This is a genomic window from Streptoalloteichus tenebrarius (assembly GCF_024171885.1).
In the GTDB taxonomy this organism is placed as follows: domain Bacteria; phylum Actinomycetota; class Actinomycetes; order Mycobacteriales; family Pseudonocardiaceae; genus Streptoalloteichus; species Streptoalloteichus tenebrarius.
Map to the genome: position 1 here is coordinate 1 of NZ_JAMTCP010000055.1, position 16,853 is coordinate 16,853.

17 protein-coding genes are annotated in these 16,853 nt (G+C 73.0%); 5 read left to right on the top strand and 12 right to left on the bottom strand.

Going from position 1 to position 16,853, the window contains the following annotated elements:
* On the bottom strand, positions 1 to 341 hold a 341-nt coding region (locus LX15_RS28845), incomplete at its 3' end, for a TetR/AcrR family transcriptional regulator (RefSeq protein WP_253673750.1).
* A gap of 16 nt (positions 342 to 357) precedes the next feature.
* On the opposite strand from LX15_RS28845, the gene LX15_RS28850 reads away from it, so the two are divergent.
* Positions 358 to 2,043: an FAD-binding oxidoreductase gene (locus tag LX15_RS28850; RefSeq protein WP_253673752.1), complete on the top strand. Its 1,686-nt coding sequence runs from the start codon at positions 358 to 360 to the stop codon at positions 2,041 to 2,043.
* On the opposite strand, the gene LX15_RS28855 is transcribed toward LX15_RS28850, so the two are convergent.
* Together LX15_RS28855 and LX15_RS28860 are read right to left on the bottom strand one after the other, a co-directional pair.
* Positions 1,997 to 2,692 (bottom strand): hypothetical protein, encoded by a 696-nt coding sequence (locus tag LX15_RS28855; protein ID WP_253673763.1) that lies wholly within the window; start codon positions 2,690 to 2,692, stop codon positions 1,997 to 1,999. The two genes, LX15_RS28850 and LX15_RS28855, sit on opposite strands and share 47 nt — an antisense overlap.
* Before the next feature lie 386 nt (positions 2,693 to 3,078).
* Positions 3,079 to 4,293 carry a pyridoxal phosphate-dependent aminotransferase gene (locus tag LX15_RS28860; RefSeq protein WP_253673765.1) on the bottom strand — a complete coding sequence of 405 codons (1,215 nt, stop codon included), beginning with the start codon at positions 4,291 to 4,293 and terminating at the stop codon, positions 3,079 to 3,081.
* An 83-nt stretch (positions 4,294 to 4,376) separates the two neighbouring features.
* Between LX15_RS28860 and LX15_RS28865 the strand changes: the two genes are divergently transcribed.
* Positions 4,377 to 5,003, top strand: coding sequence for a winged helix-turn-helix transcriptional regulator (locus tag LX15_RS28865; RefSeq protein ID WP_253673767.1), 627 nt, complete (start codon positions 4,377 to 4,379; stop codon positions 5,001 to 5,003).
* Between the two features lie 30 nt (positions 5,004 to 5,033).
* Here the strand turns inward: LX15_RS28865 and LX15_RS28870 are convergent, their stop codons facing one another.
* Positions 5,034 to 6,062 (bottom strand): NADP-dependent oxidoreductase, encoded by a 1,029-nt coding sequence (locus LX15_RS28870; RefSeq protein ID WP_253673769.1) that lies wholly within the window; start codon positions 6,060 to 6,062, stop codon positions 5,034 to 5,036.
* A gap of 90 nt (positions 6,063 to 6,152) precedes the next feature.
* Here LX15_RS28870 and LX15_RS28875 point away from each other — a divergent pair, with 90 nt between their 5' ends.
* The gene (locus LX15_RS28875) at positions 6,153 to 6,797 is read left to right on the top strand and encodes a TetR family transcriptional regulator (RefSeq protein WP_253673771.1); all 645 of its coding nucleotides are present in this window, start codon (positions 6,153 to 6,155) and stop codon (positions 6,795 to 6,797) included.
* A 70-nt stretch (positions 6,798 to 6,867) separates the two neighbouring features.
* On the opposite strand, the gene LX15_RS28880 is transcribed toward LX15_RS28875, so the two are convergent.
* The 4 genes from LX15_RS28880 to LX15_RS28895 form a co-directional block, all read right to left on the bottom strand.
* On the bottom strand, positions 6,868 to 7,281 hold the full coding sequence (locus LX15_RS28880) for a hypothetical protein (RefSeq protein WP_253673773.1): 414 nt from the start codon (positions 7,279 to 7,281) through the stop codon (positions 6,868 to 6,870).
* Positions 7,278 to 10,061 carry an FtsK/SpoIIIE domain-containing protein gene (locus tag LX15_RS33330; RefSeq protein ID WP_253673775.1) on the bottom strand — a complete coding sequence of 928 codons (2,784 nt, stop codon included), beginning with the start codon at positions 10,059 to 10,061 and terminating at the stop codon, positions 7,278 to 7,280. Before LX15_RS33330 ends, LX15_RS28880 begins: the two co-directional genes overlap by 4 nt.
* A gap of 105 nt (positions 10,062 to 10,166) precedes the next feature.
* Positions 10,167 to 10,418: a hypothetical protein gene (locus LX15_RS28890; protein WP_253673777.1), complete on the bottom strand. Its 252-nt coding sequence runs from the start codon at positions 10,416 to 10,418 to the stop codon at positions 10,167 to 10,169.
* A 2-nt stretch (positions 10,419 to 10,420) separates the two neighbouring features.
* On the bottom strand, positions 10,421 to 10,681 hold the full coding sequence (locus LX15_RS28895; RefSeq protein ID WP_253673779.1) for a hypothetical protein: 261 nt from the start codon (positions 10,679 to 10,681) through the stop codon (positions 10,421 to 10,423).
* 268 nt (positions 10,682 to 10,949) lie between these two features.
* Here LX15_RS28895 and LX15_RS28900 point away from each other — a divergent pair, with 268 nt between their 5' ends.
* Positions 10,950 to 12,731 carry a M14 family zinc carboxypeptidase gene (locus LX15_RS28900; protein WP_253673781.1) on the top strand — a complete coding sequence of 594 codons (1,782 nt, stop codon included), beginning with the start codon at positions 10,950 to 10,952 and terminating at the stop codon, positions 12,729 to 12,731.
* 291 nt (positions 12,732 to 13,022) lie between these two features.
* Here the strand turns inward: LX15_RS28900 and LX15_RS28905 are convergent, their stop codons facing one another.
* The 3 genes from LX15_RS28905 to LX15_RS28915 all read right to left on the bottom strand — a co-directional run bounded on the left by LX15_RS28905 (position 13,023) and on the right by LX15_RS28915 (position 15,075).
* The gene (locus tag LX15_RS28905; protein WP_253673865.1) at positions 13,023 to 13,829 is read right to left on the bottom strand and encodes a hypothetical protein; all 807 of its coding nucleotides are present in this window, start codon (positions 13,827 to 13,829) and stop codon (positions 13,023 to 13,025) included.
* A 155-nt stretch (positions 13,830 to 13,984) separates the two neighbouring features.
* The gene (ahpD, locus tag LX15_RS28910; protein WP_253673792.1) at positions 13,985 to 14,518 is read right to left on the bottom strand and encodes an alkylhydroperoxidase, AhpD family; all 534 of its coding nucleotides are present in this window, start codon (positions 14,516 to 14,518) and stop codon (positions 13,985 to 13,987) included.
* Positions 14,518 to 15,075: a peroxiredoxin gene (locus LX15_RS28915; protein WP_253673794.1), complete on the bottom strand. Its 558-nt coding sequence runs from the start codon at positions 15,073 to 15,075 to the stop codon at positions 14,518 to 14,520. Before LX15_RS28915 ends, ahpD begins: the two co-directional genes overlap by 1 nt.
* Positions 15,076 to 15,166: 91 nt before the next feature.
* Between LX15_RS28915 and LX15_RS28920 the strand changes: the two genes are divergently transcribed.
* Positions 15,167 to 16,102, top strand: a complete 936-nt coding sequence (locus LX15_RS28920; RefSeq protein WP_253673796.1) for a LysR substrate-binding domain-containing protein — start codon at positions 15,167 to 15,169, stop codon at positions 16,100 to 16,102.
* A gap of 93 nt (positions 16,103 to 16,195) precedes the next feature.
* On the opposite strand, the gene LX15_RS28925 is transcribed toward LX15_RS28920, so the two are convergent.
* Positions 16,196 to 16,750 carry a DUF3558 domain-containing protein gene (locus LX15_RS28925; RefSeq protein ID WP_253673798.1) on the bottom strand — a complete coding sequence of 185 codons (555 nt, stop codon included), beginning with the start codon at positions 16,748 to 16,750 and terminating at the stop codon, positions 16,196 to 16,198.
* Positions 16,751 to 16,853 lie beyond the last annotated feature (103 nt).

Consider the following 16,853-nt stretch of genomic DNA (forward strand, 5'->3'; position numbering starts at 1 on the left):
ATCCGGCTGACCCCGGCGCGCCGGGCCACGTCGGTCAGCGTCGTGCGGCGCACGCCCACCGCGAGCACGCACTCCCTCGCCGCGTCGAGCAGCGTGTCGTCGTCGACCCGGTTGGGTGGAACGCGCGGGGCCGGGGAACCCGTGGCGGGGACCGGCTGCTCGGCCACGAGCGGGGGACCGACGACGGGGCCATCAACAGGGTCGGCGACGGGACTGACGACGGGATCGACGGCGACGGGATCGACGGCGACGGGATCGACGGCGACGGGATCGACGGCGACGGGATCGACGGCGACGGGATCGACGGCGACGGGATCAACACTGTGACGCTGAGACGTCATGTGTCACACTGTAGCGGTGACCGAGGCCATCGACCACACCGTCCGGGGGAGCTGGACTCCCGCCGGCGGCGCGCGGTCCCCCCTGCCCGCCCACGCCCTCCGCTGGCTGCGCGCCAGGACCGGACTGGAGGAGGGCAGCACCCCGGCCGGACCCTCGTCCGTGCTGCCCGTCGCCGAGTCCGCGCTGCCGGAGTCCGCCCGCGCCGCGCTCGCCGGCGTGGTCGACGACGCGAACGTCCTGCTGGACAGGGACTCCCGGCTCGGCAGGACCGGTGGACTGTCCTATGTGGACCTCATCAGGCGGAGGAGCGGCGCCGGGCTCGCCGCGCCGGACGCGGTCGTCCTCCCCGAGACCCCGGCCCAGGTCCAACGGGTCCTGGACGTGTGCGTCGAGCACGACATCGCCGTGGTCCCCTTCGGCGGCGGGACGTCCGTGGTCGGCGGCGTCACCGCGCTCCGGGGCGACAAGCGCGCCGTGGTCGCGCTCGACCTCGCCCAGCTCGACCGGCTCGTCTCGGTCGACCCGGTGTCCCGGATCGCCGTGCTCCAGGCCGGAGTGCGCGCGCCCGACGCGGAACGCCTGCTCGGCGCGCACGGCCTGACCCTCGGGCACTTCCCGCAGTCCTTCGAGCGGGCCACCATCGGCGGCTTCGCCGCGACCCGCTCCGCCGGCCAGGCCTCCTCGGGATACGGCCGGTTCGAGGACATGGTCGAGGGGCTGCGGATGGCCACGCCGGTCGGGGAGTGGCGGCTCGGCGTCGCCCCGGCCTCCGCCGCCGGCCCCGACCTCCGGCAGCTCGTCCTCGGCAGCGAGGGGACGCTCGGCGTCATCACCGAGGTCGCCCTCCGGGTCCGCCCCGCCCCGACGGTGCGCCGCTACGAGGGTTTCGTCGTCGACGGATGGGAGCGCGGGGTCGCGGTCGTCCGCGCCCTGGCGCAGCAGCGCGAGCTGGCGGACGTGACCCGGCTGTCCGACATGGACGAGACCGAGGTGTCGGTCGCGCTCTCCGGCGGCCTGAAGACGAAGGCGCTGCGGGCGTACCTGAACCTGCGGGGCGTCGACCGCCCCTGCCTGCTGGTGCTGGGCTGGGAGGCCGAGGACGGCAGGGAGCTGGCCTGGAAGCGGGCGGCGGCCCTGCGGATCGTGCACACCTTCAGCCCGGTGACGCTCGGCTCGACCGCCGGGGAGTCCTGGCGGCACAACAGGTTCGCCGGTCCGCGCCAGCGCGACGCCCTGCTCGACGTGGGCGTGTGCGTGGAGACGTTGGAGACGGCGACGCACTGGTCCGCGATCCCGGCGCTGTGGTCCTCGGTCCGGGGCGCGCTGACGGACGCGCTGACCGCGCCCGGGCGCCGTCCCGTGGTCATGTGCCACATCTCCCACGCCTACGAGACCGGGGCCTCGCTCTACTTCACCGCGATCGTGCCGCGTGACCCGGACGACCCGGTCGGGCAGTGGCAGCGCGCCAAGGCCGCCGCCTGCCAGGCCATCGCCGGGGCCGGCGGGACCCCGGTCGGCACCATCACCCACCACCACGCCGTGGGCACCGACCACCGGCCCTGGCTCAGCGGGGAGATCGGCGAGGTCGGCGCGAGCGTGCTCGACGCGGTCAAGCGCCGCCTCGACCCCACCGGCATCCTCAACCCCGGCAAGCTCATCCCGACCCCGGGGCAGGCGGACCAAGATCCTCAGATCGGGTGACGTGCCACGCAGAATTTTGTGTGGCATCCTGTCCACGACAAGCCAGTCGGTCTGCTGACGCGGCTGGAAGTGGCCCCGGCTCCGCCGGGGCCCGCGTGAGCCCGGGACCCCCCGCCGGACAGTGGGAGCCCGGGTTTCGCGTTTTCTGGGCACCCTCCCGCACGACGTCGATGACGTGGGCGTTGGTCAGGACCTCCCATGGCTCGCCCTCGCCGTGCAGGTGCGCCGAGACGTAGGCGCCCATCACGAAGTCGGCGACCCACAACCTCTCGTCGGCGCGCTTGCGGAGATGGTGGATCGTGAGCTGGCTCGTGATCTGGTGTGACCGCTGGAGGAGGCGGACCGTCCGGCGGTCGTGCTTGTCGCCGCCGTGCCGGGACTCGATCAGGACGTGATCGACTCGCTCCGTGTGCTGGAGTCGGGGCAGGAGCCAGCCCAGAAGCCGCGCCCTGGCCGGTTCCTGGTGGTTGTTGCCCGTCACGCGGGTCACGAGCACGGCGCCGTGGAAGTCGAACTCCGCGAGGGCGTAGGCGATCTCGATCCGGCGTTTGGCGCCTTCGTTGTAGTGGTGCAGGTACTCCTGCCCGGGAAGCAGCAAGGAGCGAATCCCCGAGCGCAGGGCCGCCTCGTCCTCCGCTCCAGACAGCACCGCGGCCAAGCCCGTGATGCGCTGTCCGTCTGACAGCGGGCCTCCGCCTTCGTCGACATGAGCGAGTGTTCGCACTGCCCCCAGACCTTTCTTCTGTCGAGATCCGGGGCAGCTTAGGGGGTGGTTCCCCCGTTACCTGATCGAGCGAACTTTGTTGCTACGGCTGGATTTCTCCGCTTGTCATCTGGTTGAGTCGCCACATCAAGCCAGTCGGTCTGCTGACGCGGCTGGAAGTGGCCCCGGCCCCGCCAGGGGCCCGCGTGGACCCGGGCATTCCCGCTGGACGGTGGGACCCCGGGTTTCGCGTTGTTCGGGGTCCGCGTGAGCCCGGGAACCCCCGCCGGACGACGGGAGCCCGGGTTTCGCGTTGTCTGGGGCGGCGCGCGTCAGGCCTGGCGGTAGTGGGACAGGAAGTGGCCGATGCGGCCGATCGCCGCCTCCAGGTCGTCCACCCTGGGCAGGGTCACGATGCGGAAGTGGTCGGGGCGCGGCCAGTTGAACCCGCTGCCCTGCACCACGAGGAGCTTCTCGGCCAGCAGCAGGTCGAGCACGAACTTCTCGTCGTCGTGGATCGGGTGCGTCTTCGGGTCGATGCGGGGGAAGGCGTAGAGCGCGCCCATCGGCTTCACGCAGGACACGCCGGGGATCTGGTTGAGCAGTTCCCACGCGCGGTTGCGTTGTTCCAGCAGCCGGCCGCTGGGGAGCAGGAGGTCGTTGATGCTCTGGTGGCCGCCGAGCGCGGTCTGGATGGCGTGCTGGGCGGGGACGTTCGGGCACAGCCGCATGTTGGCGAGGATGTCGAGGCCCTCGATGTAGTTGCGGGCGTGCTGCTTGGGGCCGGACACGGTCATCCACCCCGAGCGGAAGCCGGCGAGCCGGTAGGTCTTGGACAGCCCGTTGAAGGTGAGGCAGAGCAGGTCGGGCGCGAGCGAGGCGGTGCAGGTGTGCGTCGCGCCGTCGTAGAGGATCTTGTCGTAGATCTCGTCGGAGAACAGGACGAGGTTGTTGCGCCGGGCCAGCTCGACCAGCTCGGTCAGCAGCTCCCGGGGGTAGACCGCGCCGGTCGGGTTGTTCGGGTTGATCAGCACGAGCGCCCTGGTGCGGTCGGTGATCTTCGAGGCGATGTCCGCGAGGTCGGGCAGCCAGCCGGCCCCCTCGTCGCACACGTAGTGCACGGGGCGACCGCCGGACAGCGTCACTGAGGCGGTCCACAGTGGATAGTCGGGCGCCGGGATCAGCACCTCGTCGCCGTTGTCCAGCAACGCCTGCAACGACATGAGGATCAGCTCGGAGACGCCGTTGCCGAGGTAGACGTCCTCGACGTCGAGCCCGAGCACGCCGCGCTCCTCGTAGTGCTGCACCACCGCGCGTCGCGCCGACAGCACGCCCTTCGAGTCGCTGTAGCCGGTCGCGTTCGGCAGGTTGCGGATCACGTCGCGCAGGATCGACTCCGGCGCGGTGAAGCCGAACGGGGCGGGGTTGCCGATGTGCAGCTTGAGGATGTGGTGCCCCTCCTCCTCCAGCCGCTGGGCCTGTCTGAGGACCGGGCCGCGGACGTCGTAGCAGACGTCGGCGAGCTTGCTCGACTGGGTGATCTGCATGCCGGTGCCTTCCTCCCACGGTCGCTACTTGGTTCTACCAAGCGGCTACTTGGAAAGTCCAACCGGATCGGTACCCTGATGGGGTGCCGCGTCGGAGTTACGACCAGTTCTGCCCGCTCGCCAGGGCGCTCGACCACCTCGGCGAGCGGTGGACGTTGCTCGTCGTCCGGGAGTTGCTGGGCGGCCCCCGCCGCTACAGCGACCTGCTGGCCGACCTGCCGGGGGTGAGCACCGACGTGCTGGCCGCGCGGCTGCGGGAGATGGAACGGGACGGCCTGGTGGCCCGGCGGCGGATGCCGCGCTCGACCGCGCACGTCTACGAGCTGGCGCCGGCGGGGAGGGAGCTGGCCCCGGTGCTCGCCGCGCTGGCCGCATGGGGCGGCCCTCGGCTGGGCGAGCGCCGGTCGACCGACTCGGTGCGGGAGCACTGGTTCGCCGTGCCGCTGGCGGCGCTGCTGCGCCCGGTGCTCGGCTCGGCCACGGTCGAACTGCGGCTCGGCGAGGTGGTTCTCACGCTTCGGGTCGCCGAGGACCCCGGATACGTGGACGGCCCGACCGAGGCGCCGGACGTCGTGGTCGAGACCGACCTGGACACGGTGACGGCCCTGGTCTCCGGGGCGCTCGACATGGACGCCGCGATCACGGGGAGCCGGCTGCGCTGCAAGCGGACCGGGGCCGGGGCGGCATCACCCGAACCGGCGTTCGGCTGACGCGCGCCCCGGCCCCGGGGACCGGACCGCTCAGCGGGACGCGATGCTCACCAGCATCTTGCCGACGTTCTCGCCGCGCATCATGCCGAGGAACGCGTCGACGGCGTTCTCCAGGCCGTCCACCACGGTCTCGCGGTAGCGGATCTTCCCGTCCCGCAGCCAGCCGCCGACCTCGCGCTGGAACCGCTCCTGGAGCTGGGCGTGGTCGGTCACGAGGAACCCGCGCAGGGTCAGCCGCTTGGTGACGACCTGGGTCAGGTTGCGCGGAGCCGGGGACGGCGTCTCCGCGTTGTACTGCGAGATCATCCCGCACACCGCGACGCGGCCGTGCACGTGGAGCGCGGAGATCGCGGCCTCCAGGTGGTCGCCGCCCACGTTGTCGAAGTAGACGTCGATGCCGTCGGGCGCGGCGGCCCTGAGCTGCTCGCGCACCGGGCCGTCCTTGTAGTTGAACGCCGCGTCGAAGCCCAGCTCCTCGGTGAGGAACCGGACCTTGTCCTGGCTGCCGGCCGAGCCGATCACCCGGGACGCGCCCCGCAGCTTCGCGATCTGGCCCACCAGCGAGCCGACCGCGCCGGCGGCGCCGGAGACGAACACGGCGTCGCCCTCCCGCATCTGGGCGACCTCCAGCAGGCCGGCGTACGCGGTGAGGCCGGGCATGCCGAGCACGCCCAGGTAGGCGCCCAGCGGCGCCGCGTCCGGGTCGACCTTCACGGTCTGGTTCGCGTCGACCACCGCGTAGTCCCGCCAGCCCTTGTAGTGCAGGACGACGTCACCGGGGCGCAGCGCGTCGGACTCGGACGCGACGACCTCGCCGACCGCGCCCCCGTCCATGGCCTTGCCCAGCTCCAGCGGCGGCCGGTACGAGGGCCGCTCGTCCATCCAGCCCCGCATGGCGGGGTCGACGCTCATGACGAGGTTGCGGACCAGCACCTGGCCCGGTCCCGGCGCGGGCACCGGCGCGTCGGCCAGCTCGAAGTTGTCGTGGGTGGGCCAGCCCTGGGGGCGGCTGACGAGCCGCACCTCGCGGGCGGTGTCGGGCGGGGTGGGGACGGACATGGTGACCTCCAGGAAGAACACCGCGAACTGTCACTCGCTGACAAAAGACACTACACGACAGAAGGCGTCCGCTGCCGTAAGGTGGGGGACATGGGTGCGGGAGGGGAGCCGCTCGGGCTGCGCGAGCGCAAGAAGCTGCGCACGCGCGCCGCGCTGGTCGACGCCGCGCTCGACCTGTTCACGGCCAACGGCTACGACGCCACCACGGTGGAGGGGATCGCGGCGGCGGTCGAGGTCTCGCCGCGCACGTTCTTCCGGTACTTCGACGGCAAGGAGGACGTGGCGCTGTCCACGCTGGCGGAGCTGGACCAGCTCATGCTGGCCGAGCTGGAACGACGCCCCGCCGACGAGCCGCCGCTCACCGCGCTCCGCGCGGCGTACCGGGCGCTGCTGGCCCACCTCACCGGCCCGGACAGGGCGGCCCTCGTCCGGTTCCTCACCGTGCACCACCTGGTGGAGGCCACCCCCGCGCTGCTCGCCGGCAGCCTGCGCCGCCAGGCCGACGTCGAGCGCCTGGTGACCGCCGAGATCGCGCGACGGGCCGGAGCCGACCGGACCGACCTGCGCCCCCGGCTCCTGGTCCGGCTGGTGCTCGCCGGCGTCCGGGTGGGATTCGAGGCCGGCTGCCGGCGCGGGGTGCTGGACGACCCCGCGCTCCTGGTCGCCACCGTCGAGGAGGCGCTCGACCTGGCCACGGCCGGCGTGCCCGACCGGTGGGGCGCGCCCTGGCGCTGACGGCTGTCCGCCCACGCCCCCAGAGGTACCCACTCGGCGACCGGTGACCCGGCTCCCCGGTGGGCCGCGCTCAGCGCCGACGCAGGAAGGTGCGCTTGCGGAGCGCCTCCTCCAGCGCCTGGTAGGTGCGCTCGACCTCGCGGTCGAGGTGGTTGAGGTCCGGCCGGGCGACCGGGAGCCCGTCCAGCGCGGCCACGTCGGCCGCGCGTTGCGGCGCCAGGTCCTCCAGCGCCGGCAGCGGCTGGATGGTCATCCAGCGCTGCTCCCACAGCGCCTCGACCGCGGCCTCCCACTGGGCCTCCGCGATCACCCGCACGATGTGCTCCCGCTCGCCGGCCTCGGCCAGCTCCTGCCGGGCCCGCACGGCCGCCCTGTCCAGCTCGGCCGCGCGCTCCCGGTCCCGCTGCCGCTGCCGCTCCACCAGCTCCGCCACCCGCGCGGTGATCTCCTTGTAGCGGGCCGCCGCCGATCCCGGGCCGGTCATCGGGCCTCCTCCAGCACGTCGAACGGGATGAGCACCTCGGGCCGCGCGTGCTCGAACCGGTCGAAGAACAGCCCGCGCCGCGCTCTCGGCGACCAGGTGATCACCTGGCCGGCCGCGAGGCTGGCCAGCTCCTGGCCGTGCACGTCGAACGCCACCCACGCGCCGACCTCGTCGGTCGAGCCCAGCGGCAGCATCGCCCTGAGCCGGGCCACCCCGCGCCACCACCCGATCGTGTGCACGCCCAGCTCGGGCCCGTGGCGCAGCACGTGCCGGAGGTTGTCCACCCCCGACCGGGGAGCGCCGGGTTCCTTCCGCTCCAGCACCGCCTGCGCCGCGTCGGCCGCGTACACCACGAGGAAGTGCGGCGGCTCCCGCTCCGCCCCGCTCGTCGAGAGTCGCGCGGTGATCCGCTCGGCCTTGTCGGCCAACAGGTCGCGCAACCGGTCCAGGTCGAGGAGGTCGGCCTCGTGGCCCATCTCCTTCAGGTCGCGCTGGAGCTGCTCACCGGCCGCCCCCGCCTCGTCGATCAGGCAGGCGATGGTGAACGTCGCCTCCCCGGGAGCGTGCTGCCGGCCCAGCGACACCGTCGCGGCGGCCAGGACGCTGCCCGCGTCCCGCGCGGACGAGCCGAGCACGGCGATGTTGCGGCCCGGCCCGCGCGGCAGGGACACCTTCGCCGCGCTGCCGGCGACGTCGATGACCTGCCCGAGCAGCGCGACCGGCGGTCCCTCGCCGCCGGGGGCGAGCGCCAGGAAGTCCCGCACCTCGGTGAGCCGGGGGATCTGGCTGCCGTCGAACAGCCGGGGCTCCTCCAGCGCCGGGGACCGCATCTCCCACAGCCGGACCTGGAGGGCGTCGAAGGTCCCCCTGCTGGTGGCGTCGGGGATCCGCGCGATCCGGTTGCCCAGCCGCACCCCGGACTCGTGGTTGACCACCGCGTGCCGCCGGGGCAGCTCCATCGCGACGTCGTTGGTGTCGGCCAGCACGCGCCGGGCCTTGGGCAGCGCCACCCGCAGGATGAACTGCTCGAAGATCGCCGGCTTGCCCCAGAACGCCTCGATGCTGGACACGTCCTGGCTGGAGAGCACGAGGTGGATGCCCTGGGAGCGACCCCGGCGCGCCACGTCCTCCAGTAGCGCCACGGCCTGGTTGGTCACCGCGTCCCGCTCGGAGAACAGGTACTGGAACTCGTCGATCACCGCGACGATCCTCGGCCAGCGGCCGTCGGGGTCCTCGGCCCGCAGCTCCTCCAGCTTCGTGACCTCGTGCCGCTTGGCCGCGTCCGCCCTCCTGCGCATCTCCTCGGTGAGGAAGCGCAGCAGGGCCAGCCCGAACTCGCGGTCGGTGTTGACGTTCACCCCGACCAGGCGGGCGTGCGGCAGCCAGCTCGGGTCCTTGCGGCCCCGGGTGAACTGGGCGAAGGACACGCCCTCCTTGAAGTCGAGCAGGTACAGCTCCAGCTCGTCGGGCGAGTAGCGGGCGGCCAGCGAGCCGAGCATCGCGTACAGGAAGTTGGTCTTGCCGGAACCGCTCGGCCCGCCGACGAGCACGTGCGGGGAGGCGTCGCCGAGCGTCAGCGACACCGGCTGGCCGTCGTGGTAGCCGACCGGGGCCTGGAGCCCGGTGGTGGACCGGCAGGACCACGTCCGCGCGGGCAGCAGGTCCTCGAAGGAGCACACCCGGCTGCGCCGCCGCACCGCCTCCTCGGCGATGACCGCGCTGGCGCGCAACGCGGCCTGGCGCGGCGGCGGGGGGTCGAGCCGCACCGTCGCGTGCGCGCCGGTCATGGTGCTGCGGCCGATCGGCCCGCTGACCAGGTCGATCGTCTCCACCGGCGAGTTCACCGTGATGGGGATGTCGACGATGACCAGGTGGACGCCGCAGTCCAGCCCGTTGCGCGCGATCCGCTGCAACTTCTGGTGCAGCTCGTCCTTCAGGCGTTCGCGGTGCCCGAACAGCACCGCCACCCGCCACGGCTCGGTGCGCTGGCCGGTGGCCGCCGCCAGCTCGCGCAGCGACGCGTGCCCCTCCACCAGGACGCTGGTGTGGATGCGCCGGATGTGCTCGGCCAGCTCGTCGAGCAGCACGTGGAGCTGCGTCGGGTCGTGCATGGTCAACAGCCCCGCCCTGGTGAGCGGGTACAGCCCCGGCAGCGCCCCGGTGAGCTGGCCGACGTCCCACACGTGGATCTGGACCATGCCGGGCTGGAAGTGGCCGAGCACGCGGAGCAGCAGCGACTCGACCAGCCCCTCCGCCGCCGCCCTGCTCTCGTACGTGGTGCTGACGTGCAGGTGCGCGACGTCGAGGAACGGCACCGCGAGCGGGAACTCCTCCCGCACCGGCGCGCGGTCCACGGCGGCCACGCCCACCCGCCACAGCTCGGGCACGGGCGCCGCGCCGTCGTGCCGCCCCGGCGTGCCCAGCCACCGCTCCCACGGCAGGGAGGCCGCGCCGGGAGCGCTCGCCGCGACCAGCTCGGCGATCTCCGCCGGGCCGCGGCCGGTCCACTCGGCGAAGATCTCCTCGCGTTCGGCCAGCGCCTCCCGCAGCACCGGGGCCAGCACCGGGTTGCGCAGGACCGCGCCCAGCTCCCGCGAGGCCAGCGCCCTGTCGACCCCGTCCTGGCGCACCCACAGCTCGACGACGGCGCGCGCGTGGGCCAACGCCGCCCTGGCGCGCTCCGTGGCCGCGGCGGACAGGGCCGAGGCCACGGCGCGGCGGAACTCCGCGAACGCCGCCTCGATCCGCCTGCGCCGCTCGGTTCGCCTCTCCGAAGGCACTGCCCACCTCACTCGTCGGGGGTAGGGCGCCGTCCGCTGACACCCGCGCCAGGGCCCCGGCGCACCGCCGTGATCACGGTAGCCGCTGCCGCCGGGGGCCGTTCCTCACAGCCGGGTGGCGTACCCGTCCAGGCTGGTGATCGCGGCCACGACCAGCGACAGCGCGTGGTCGACCTGGTCGAGGGCCTTGGCCAGCTCGGGTGGGAGCAGCGGCTCGGGGTGGTTGCGGCCGACGTCCAGGAACAGGCTCCTGGACTCCTCCAGCGACTCCCTGGCCGAGCTGCTGGCGGCGTGCGCCACGCGGAGCTGCTCGCGCACCGCCTCCAGGGCGGCCCGGAGCTCGGCGATCGACGACACGGCTAGAGCCGGCTGGCGAGGCTCTCGGCGGTCGACACCGCCGCGTTGACCGTCTGCTGCGCGTCGCCGATGCTCTGCAACGCCTGCTGGAGCAGGCCGTCGACCTGCCCGGCGTCGCTCTGGCTGGTGCCCTGCATCACCTGGGCGAAGGTCTGCCGCGCCTCCTCGAGGGCCGAGATCGCCTGTTGCAGCGCCCCGACGCTCTCTCCCGCCTTGCCGGTGGCGTGCTGGACTCCCGCACGGACCTCATCGACGCTTGCCATCTCGCCCACGCTCCCCGATCGCGGCCCCGTCCCGCCGGGGTGGCCTCCGGCGCGGGAGCCGCATCGACCTCGACGCTAGTACCGCCGTCCGGCGACGCAAGCAAGATCGTCTCATTGGGCGCGTTCCTTGCGCCGGGTAGGGGTGGGGTGCCCGGACGAACGGTGCCGACCGGCGGCAGTTTCCCGACGTTCGTCTCCTTGTGCCATGTGGTGACGGAATGGTGACAATCCGTAGACCGTATTCGTGACGTGGAAGGACGTAGTCGACATGCTCCGACGTCCCACCCGGGCACGCAGGGCGCTGACCGTCACCGCGGCCGCGCTCGCCGCGGTGACGGCGCTGGCGGTGACCGCGCCCGCCTCGGGCGCCGCCACCGACCCGGCCGCGCCGCCGACCACCGAGCTGTTCACCGTCACCTCCCCTGGCGAGGACCCGGGGGCGTTGGCCCAGCGGCTGGTCGAGCACGGCCTCGACGTCGTCACCCGGGACGGCGACAGGGTGGTCGTCCTCGGCACCGAGCACACGCGGGAGGAGCTGGACCGGCTCGGCGTCCAGACCGTGCACGCCGAGGCCGTGCCGGCGGTCAGCCAGGCCGAGGCCGCCGCCACGCCCCCGCTCCCCCGACGCCTCGCCGACCGGCAGTACCCGACCTTCTACGGCGGATACCGCACCGTGCATGGCTTTCACCAGTTCGTCTCCGACGTGGCCGAGCACTACCCGGAGCTGGCGCGACGCGTGCCGTACGGCGACTCCTGGCTGCGCGCCCAGAGCCCCGGCCAGGGCAACGAGCTGACGGCGCTGTGCCTCACCGCGCGGGCGGAGCAGGGCTGCCAGGTCCGGCCGGACTCCCCGAAGCCGCGCTTCCTGCTGATGGCGCAGATCCACGCCAGGGAGATCACCACCAGTGAGACCGCCTGGCGGTTCATCACCCGGCTGGTGGATGGCTACCGCGACGACGCCGAGATCACGGCGCTGCTCGACGGCACCGAGGTCTGGGTGGTCCCGCAGGTCAACCCGGACGGCATCCAGACCGTGGAGGAGGGGCTGGCCGCCGGGGACGTCAGCGCCAACAGCCGCGCGTGGCAGCGGAAGAACCGCGACGACGCCAACTCCGAGAAGCCGTGCTCCGGCCCGTGGCAGTCCTCGCAGGAGGGCATCGACCTCAACCGCAACTGGGACTCGCACTGGGGAGGGGCGTCGACCTCGAAGAACCCGTGCAGCCTGGTGTACGCCGGGCCGAAGGCGGCGTCGGAGCCGGAGACCACCGCGCTCGCGGCGTTGTTCGAGCGGCTGTTCCCCGACCAGCGCGGCCCCGCCGAGACCGACGCCGCGCCCCCGACCACCCGCGGCGCGATGGTCACCCTGCACACCTACGGCAACCTCGTGCTCTTCCCGTGGGGCCACGACAAGAACGTGAAGACGCCCAACGACGTGGGCCTGCGGTCGATGGCCTTCCGGATGAGCCACTTCAACGGGTACAACACCGGCCAGCCCGGCGAGGTGCTGTACAACGCCTCCGGCGGCACCGACGACTGGACCTACGACCGTCTCGGCATCGCCTCGTTCACCTTCGAGATCGGGCCGGGTTCGGGTGACTGCACCGGGTTCTTCCCCGAGTACCGGTGCCAGGACCGGTTCTGGGAGCTGAACGGGCCGGCGTTGTTGTACGCGGCCAAGGCCGCTCGCTCGCCGTACACCAGCGCGCTCGGCCCGACGATCTCCGGCGTGACCGTGCAGCGGGCGCGCAGCGACTGGGCCTCGGTGACGGCGAAGGCCGACGACGACGCCTACGGCGGCCGGGGCGTGAACCGGCCGGCCGCCCAGAAGGTCGTCGCCGCCGAGGTGTACGTCGCGAAGGCCCCGTGGGAGGGCGGCGTCGCGCAGGCGCTGGAGGTGCGCGGTGACGGGTCCACTGTGGACATCGGTGGGGTCTTCGACGCCGCCGGCGACACCGGGGAGCACCGGCTCGTCTACGTGCGGGCCAAGGACGCGGACGGGAACTGGGGGCCGGTGACGGCCGCCTGGCTGCCGCCCCGCACGAACGACTGAGCCCTTCGCGGGCCGGTGACAGCGAGGAGCCCGGGCCGGCTCGTCCGGCCCGGGCTCCTGCCGTTTCGGGCACGCGGTCCGTCAGTTCCTCGGGGAAGTGGGCGGCGCCGCGTGGCCGCTCCCGTTGATCGACCGAGATCTTTGTGAAGCGTTCGTGGGCTTCCTGCCTCGTCTGAAGGCACACCCTTCTTCATTGCCGGGACGGACGCGGAACCGAGATTGTCCACAGTGGACTTCTGTGGGGTCGCGCGAGGACCCCGCGTCGGCCGGGAGCGCTGTCGCCGGTGTGGATCAGCGAGGGACGGGCGAGGGGATCTCGGCGGCCACCTCCACCGCGACGACCCCCGTCATCGGCGGGTCGGCGCGCCGCCACCCGGAGACCACCGTCCGCTCCGTCCGTTCCGGCGGCGTCCACCCGGTGCCGCCCAGCGCCGCCACCACCCGCTCCACCGCCCGCGCGGGGTCACCGTCCACGCGCCCGAGGTCGAAGCCCACCCGGATCGCGGTCGCGTGCCGCGCCACACCCGTCAACCGGGCCTCGCGGGTGACCCGGCTGGCGACCGCGCGGGACTGCCACTGCGCGCCCGCCTCCCGGTCGGTGGCCACGTCGACCCACAGCCGCAGGCGCGGCCCCGTGCCGTCGTCGACGGGTTCCGGTTCGGCGTCGGACTCCGGGAGATCCGGCGTGCCGGGGGCGAAGTCGCCGGAGGCCGGCTGCCACCCGGTCCCGGTCCACGCCTCGACCAGCAGGCGTTCCCCGCCGGGCACCAGGAGGGCCACCAGGTCGGGGTCGTCGACCACCGTCCACGCGGTCGGCGGCTCGCACGACACCCGTCCGGTCGCGAACCCGGGCCCCAGCGCGCGGAGCAACGAGCGGACCGACCGGCTCAACGCCGCGGCGGCCGTCGAGCCCACCCGCTCGCCGGGCGTGACGCGGACCGTGACCGACCAGCAGCCCGGGTCCTCGTCCGAGCAGTCCACGGTCTCCACCACCCGGCCGCCCACCCTCTCCTGGAGGGCGCGGCACGCGGCGCGGGCCTGGGCAGCACCGTCGGCGGCGACCACCGCGGTGACCAAAAGCTCCAGCTCCTCGTCCATCGCGCCCCGATTGTTCCGCAGGGGCCGACGGCGCCCGCCGGCGGCCGGCGAGGACGCGTTCTCGCAGGTGGCGCGGGGGAGAGGTGAGGGGTCTCCCGAACGACGCGGAGGCGGGGCCCCGAGGGGACCCCGCCTCCGCGCGCGGTGTTCAGGGATCAGGCGTTCAGCGCCTGCTCGCCGTCCAGGGTGACCGCGGCGGCGTGCACCACGGCCGCGATCCGCAGGGCCTCGTGCACGGTCTCCCGGGGCACGCCGGCGTCCCGCAGCGTCTTCTCGTGCGACTCCAGGCAGACGCCGCAGCCGGTGATGGCCGAGACCGCCAGGCTCCACAGCTCGAAGTCGACCTTCTCCACGCCGGGGTTGCCGATCACCTGCATGCGCAGGCGGGCGGGGAGGTTGTTGTACTCCGGGTCGCCAACCAGGTGCTTGGCCCGGTAGTAGATGTTGTTCATCGCCATGATCGAGGCGGCGGCCTTGGCGGCCTCCGTGGCCTCCGGCGACAGGTGCTCGGCGGCCTCCTCCGCCAGCTCCCGCAGCACCGTGGCGTTGCGGGAGGCGACGGCCACCGCGAGCACCGTGCCCCAGAGCTGCTGCTTGGGCAGCGTGGAGGTGCCGATCACCGAGCCCAGGTTGAGCTTGGTGTCCTTGGCGTAGGCCGGCAGCGCCTGCTTGAGCGCCTCCAGCGACATCAGGCCTCCACCATCAGCTTGGCGACGTCCAGGGTGTCCTGGCCCTTGTTCCAGTTGCACGGGCACAGCTCGTCGGTCTGGAGGGCGTCGAGCACCCGCAGGACCTCCTCGACGTTGCGGCCGACGGAGCCGGCGGTGACCATCGCGAACTGGATCACGTTGTCCTGGTCCACGATGAAGGTGGCCCGCTGCGCCACGCCGTCCTCGCCCAGCACGCCGCAGGCGGTGGACAGCTCGCGCTTGATGTCGCTGAGCATCGGGAACGGCAGGTCGCGCAGGTCGGGGTGGTTCTTGCGCCACGCGTAGTGGACGAACTCCGAGTCGACGGAGACGCCGAGGACCTGGGCGTCCCGGTCGGCGAACTCGCCGTTGAGCCGGCCGAAGGTGGCGATCTCGGTCGGGCAGATGAAGGTGAAGTCCTTGGGCCAGAAGAAGACGACCCGCCACTTGCCCTGGTGGGACTTGTGGTCGATGGTCTGGAACGCGTTGTCCGCGTCCAGCGACACACACGCGGTCAGCGCGTACTCGGGGAACTGCTGGCCGACGGTCAGCACCATGCCTCCAGGTGGGTTGTCGACGACGTCCACCCCATGGCAGCAGGAACCGATTGATAGGAGAAATCGGAAGCGCCAACTAGACTGATCGGACGTGCGGATCAATCCGTCCGGACCAAGCCTCAGTCAACTCCGCGCCTTCCTCGCCGTGGCGGAGTTCCTGCATTTCAGGGCCGCGGCCAGCGCGCTCGGCGTCAGCCAGCCCACGCTCTCGGCCGCCGTCGCCGGCTGCGAGGAGGCCCTCGGCACGCGGCTTGTGGAACGCACCACACGCCGCGTGATGCTGACCACGGCGGGGGAGCGCCTCGTGCCTCGCGTCCGGGCCGTCCTGGACGCGGTGGACGCCCTGGTCGACGAGGCCGAGGCGGTGGGGCGGCCGTTCGTCGGCCCGCTCCGGCTGGGCATCATCCCGACCGTCGCGCCCTACCTGCTGCCGGTCGCGCTGCACGGCCTGCGCAGCGCCTTCCCCGGCCTCGAACCCGAGGTGCACGAGGAACGCACCGCCCGGCTGCTGGAGGGCCTGGCCACCGGGCGGTTGGACGCCGCCATCCTCGCGCTGCCCGCCGGCGGGCGCGGGCTGGTCGAGATCCCGCTCTACTCCGAGGACTTCGTGCTCGTCGTGCCGAGGGGCCACGGCATCGCCGGCTCGGCCGGCGTCGCCCGCTCGGTGCTCCGCGAGTTGGAGGTCCTCCTGCTGGAGGAGGGGCACTGCCTCCGGGACCAGGCGCTGGACGTCTGCCGGGAGGTGGGCGGCAGGGTCGAGACCGCCACGAGGGCGGCCAGCCTCGGGACCCTCGTGCAGCTCGTCGCCGCCGGGATGGGCGTGACGCTGCTGCCCGAGACCGCCGTCCCCGTCGAGACCCGGCGCGCCGGGTTGTCCGTCGCCCACTTCGGCGCTCCCGCGCCCGGCCGGCGGATCGGCCTCGTGCACCGGGAGAGCGCCGGCCGGTCGGTCGAGTTCGCCGAGATCGCCGCGCAGCTCCGCCGCGCCGTCCGCACCCGCCGCCTCCCCGTCCGCCTCACCCGCTGACCGTCCCCTGTCCGGTGGCTCGCGCCGAACCGACGCGCAGACCCTCGACCAGGCCGACTTCGACGAGCGGCAGCCGGAACGTCTGTCGGCGCGCTATCGGGGGAGTTGGGACTCCACGGCCTGGGCGACGGCCATCGCGTCGGCGCAGGGGTCCTTCCCCGCGAACTTCCCGTGGTGGTAGGTCAACTCCACGTCGATGCTTCCCCGGCCATAGGCGAAAGCCTGAGTGCACAGCCCGTGCCCCGATCCGCCCCTCACAACGATCCGTGCTCCAGGGCGCCCGTTGACCTTGTTGTCCTCGAACTCCGCGTACTTGTCCCTGTTGCCCCGGAGGCGGTCGAGGTCGATGTCCTCGTTCTTGGAGACCAAGACGACGAAGGGATCGCCCCGGTACTGGCAACCGACTCCGTTCAGGACCTTCTCGGGTTCCTTCGCGTTCGGCTGACCGAGGCCGAAGGACGTGGCCTTCTCCGGCGGGAGGAGGTCGCACGGGTTGACCTCGCTGATGTCCTCGTGTCCACCCGCGGGGTTTGAGGACGCTCCTGGGGTGGTGGGTGTTCCACCGACCGCGCCACCACAACCGGTGAGGAGGAGAGCGGCCGCCGTGAGAAGGCAGGGGACCACGGAGCGGGTGTGGAGGTGACTCATCGGACGTCTCCTGGGAATCCGCGGCGCCCGTCCTCGTCAGCCTGCTGGTACGCCCGGCCGGCCGCCTCGAAGGTCCTGGCCATGTTCTCCAGGATGTCCTGGG

Bases quoted from the DNA above. Each gene is read 5' to 3' on its own strand.
- LX15_RS28915 (WP_253673794.1), bottom strand. From the start codon at position 15,075: ATGGTGCTGACCGTCGGCCAGCAGTTCCCCGAGTACGCGCTGACCGCG.
- LX15_RS28905 (WP_253673865.1), bottom strand. From the start codon at position 13,829: ATGGACGAGGAGCTGGAGCTTTTGGTCACCGCGGTGGTCGCCGCCGAC.
- LX15_RS28900 (WP_253673781.1), top strand. From the start codon at position 10,950: ATGCTCCGACGTCCCACCCGGGCACGCAGGGCGCTGACCGTCACCGCG.
- LX15_RS28875 (WP_253673771.1), top strand. From the start codon at position 6,153: ATGGGTGCGGGAGGGGAGCCGCTCGGGCTGCGCGAGCGCAAGAAGCTG.
- LX15_RS28925 (WP_253673798.1), bottom strand. From the start codon at position 16,750: ATGAGTCACCTCCACACCCGCTCCGTGGTCCCCTGCCTTCTCACGGCG.
- LX15_RS28880 (WP_253673773.1), bottom strand. From the start codon at position 7,281: ATGACCGGCCCGGGATCGGCGGCGGCCCGCTACAAGGAGATCACCGCG.
- ahpD (WP_253673792.1), bottom strand. From the start codon at position 14,518: ATGTCGCTGGAGGCGCTCAAGCAGGCGCTGCCGGCCTACGCCAAGGAC.
- LX15_RS28860 (WP_253673765.1), bottom strand. From the start codon at position 4,293: ATGCAGATCACCCAGTCGAGCAAGCTCGCCGACGTCTGCTACGACGTC.
- LX15_RS28870 (WP_253673769.1), bottom strand. From the start codon at position 6,062: ATGTCCGTCCCCACCCCGCCCGACACCGCCCGCGAGGTGCGGCTCGTC.
- LX15_RS28895 (WP_253673779.1), bottom strand. From the start codon at position 10,681: ATGGCAAGCGTCGATGAGGTCCGTGCGGGAGTCCAGCACGCCACCGGC.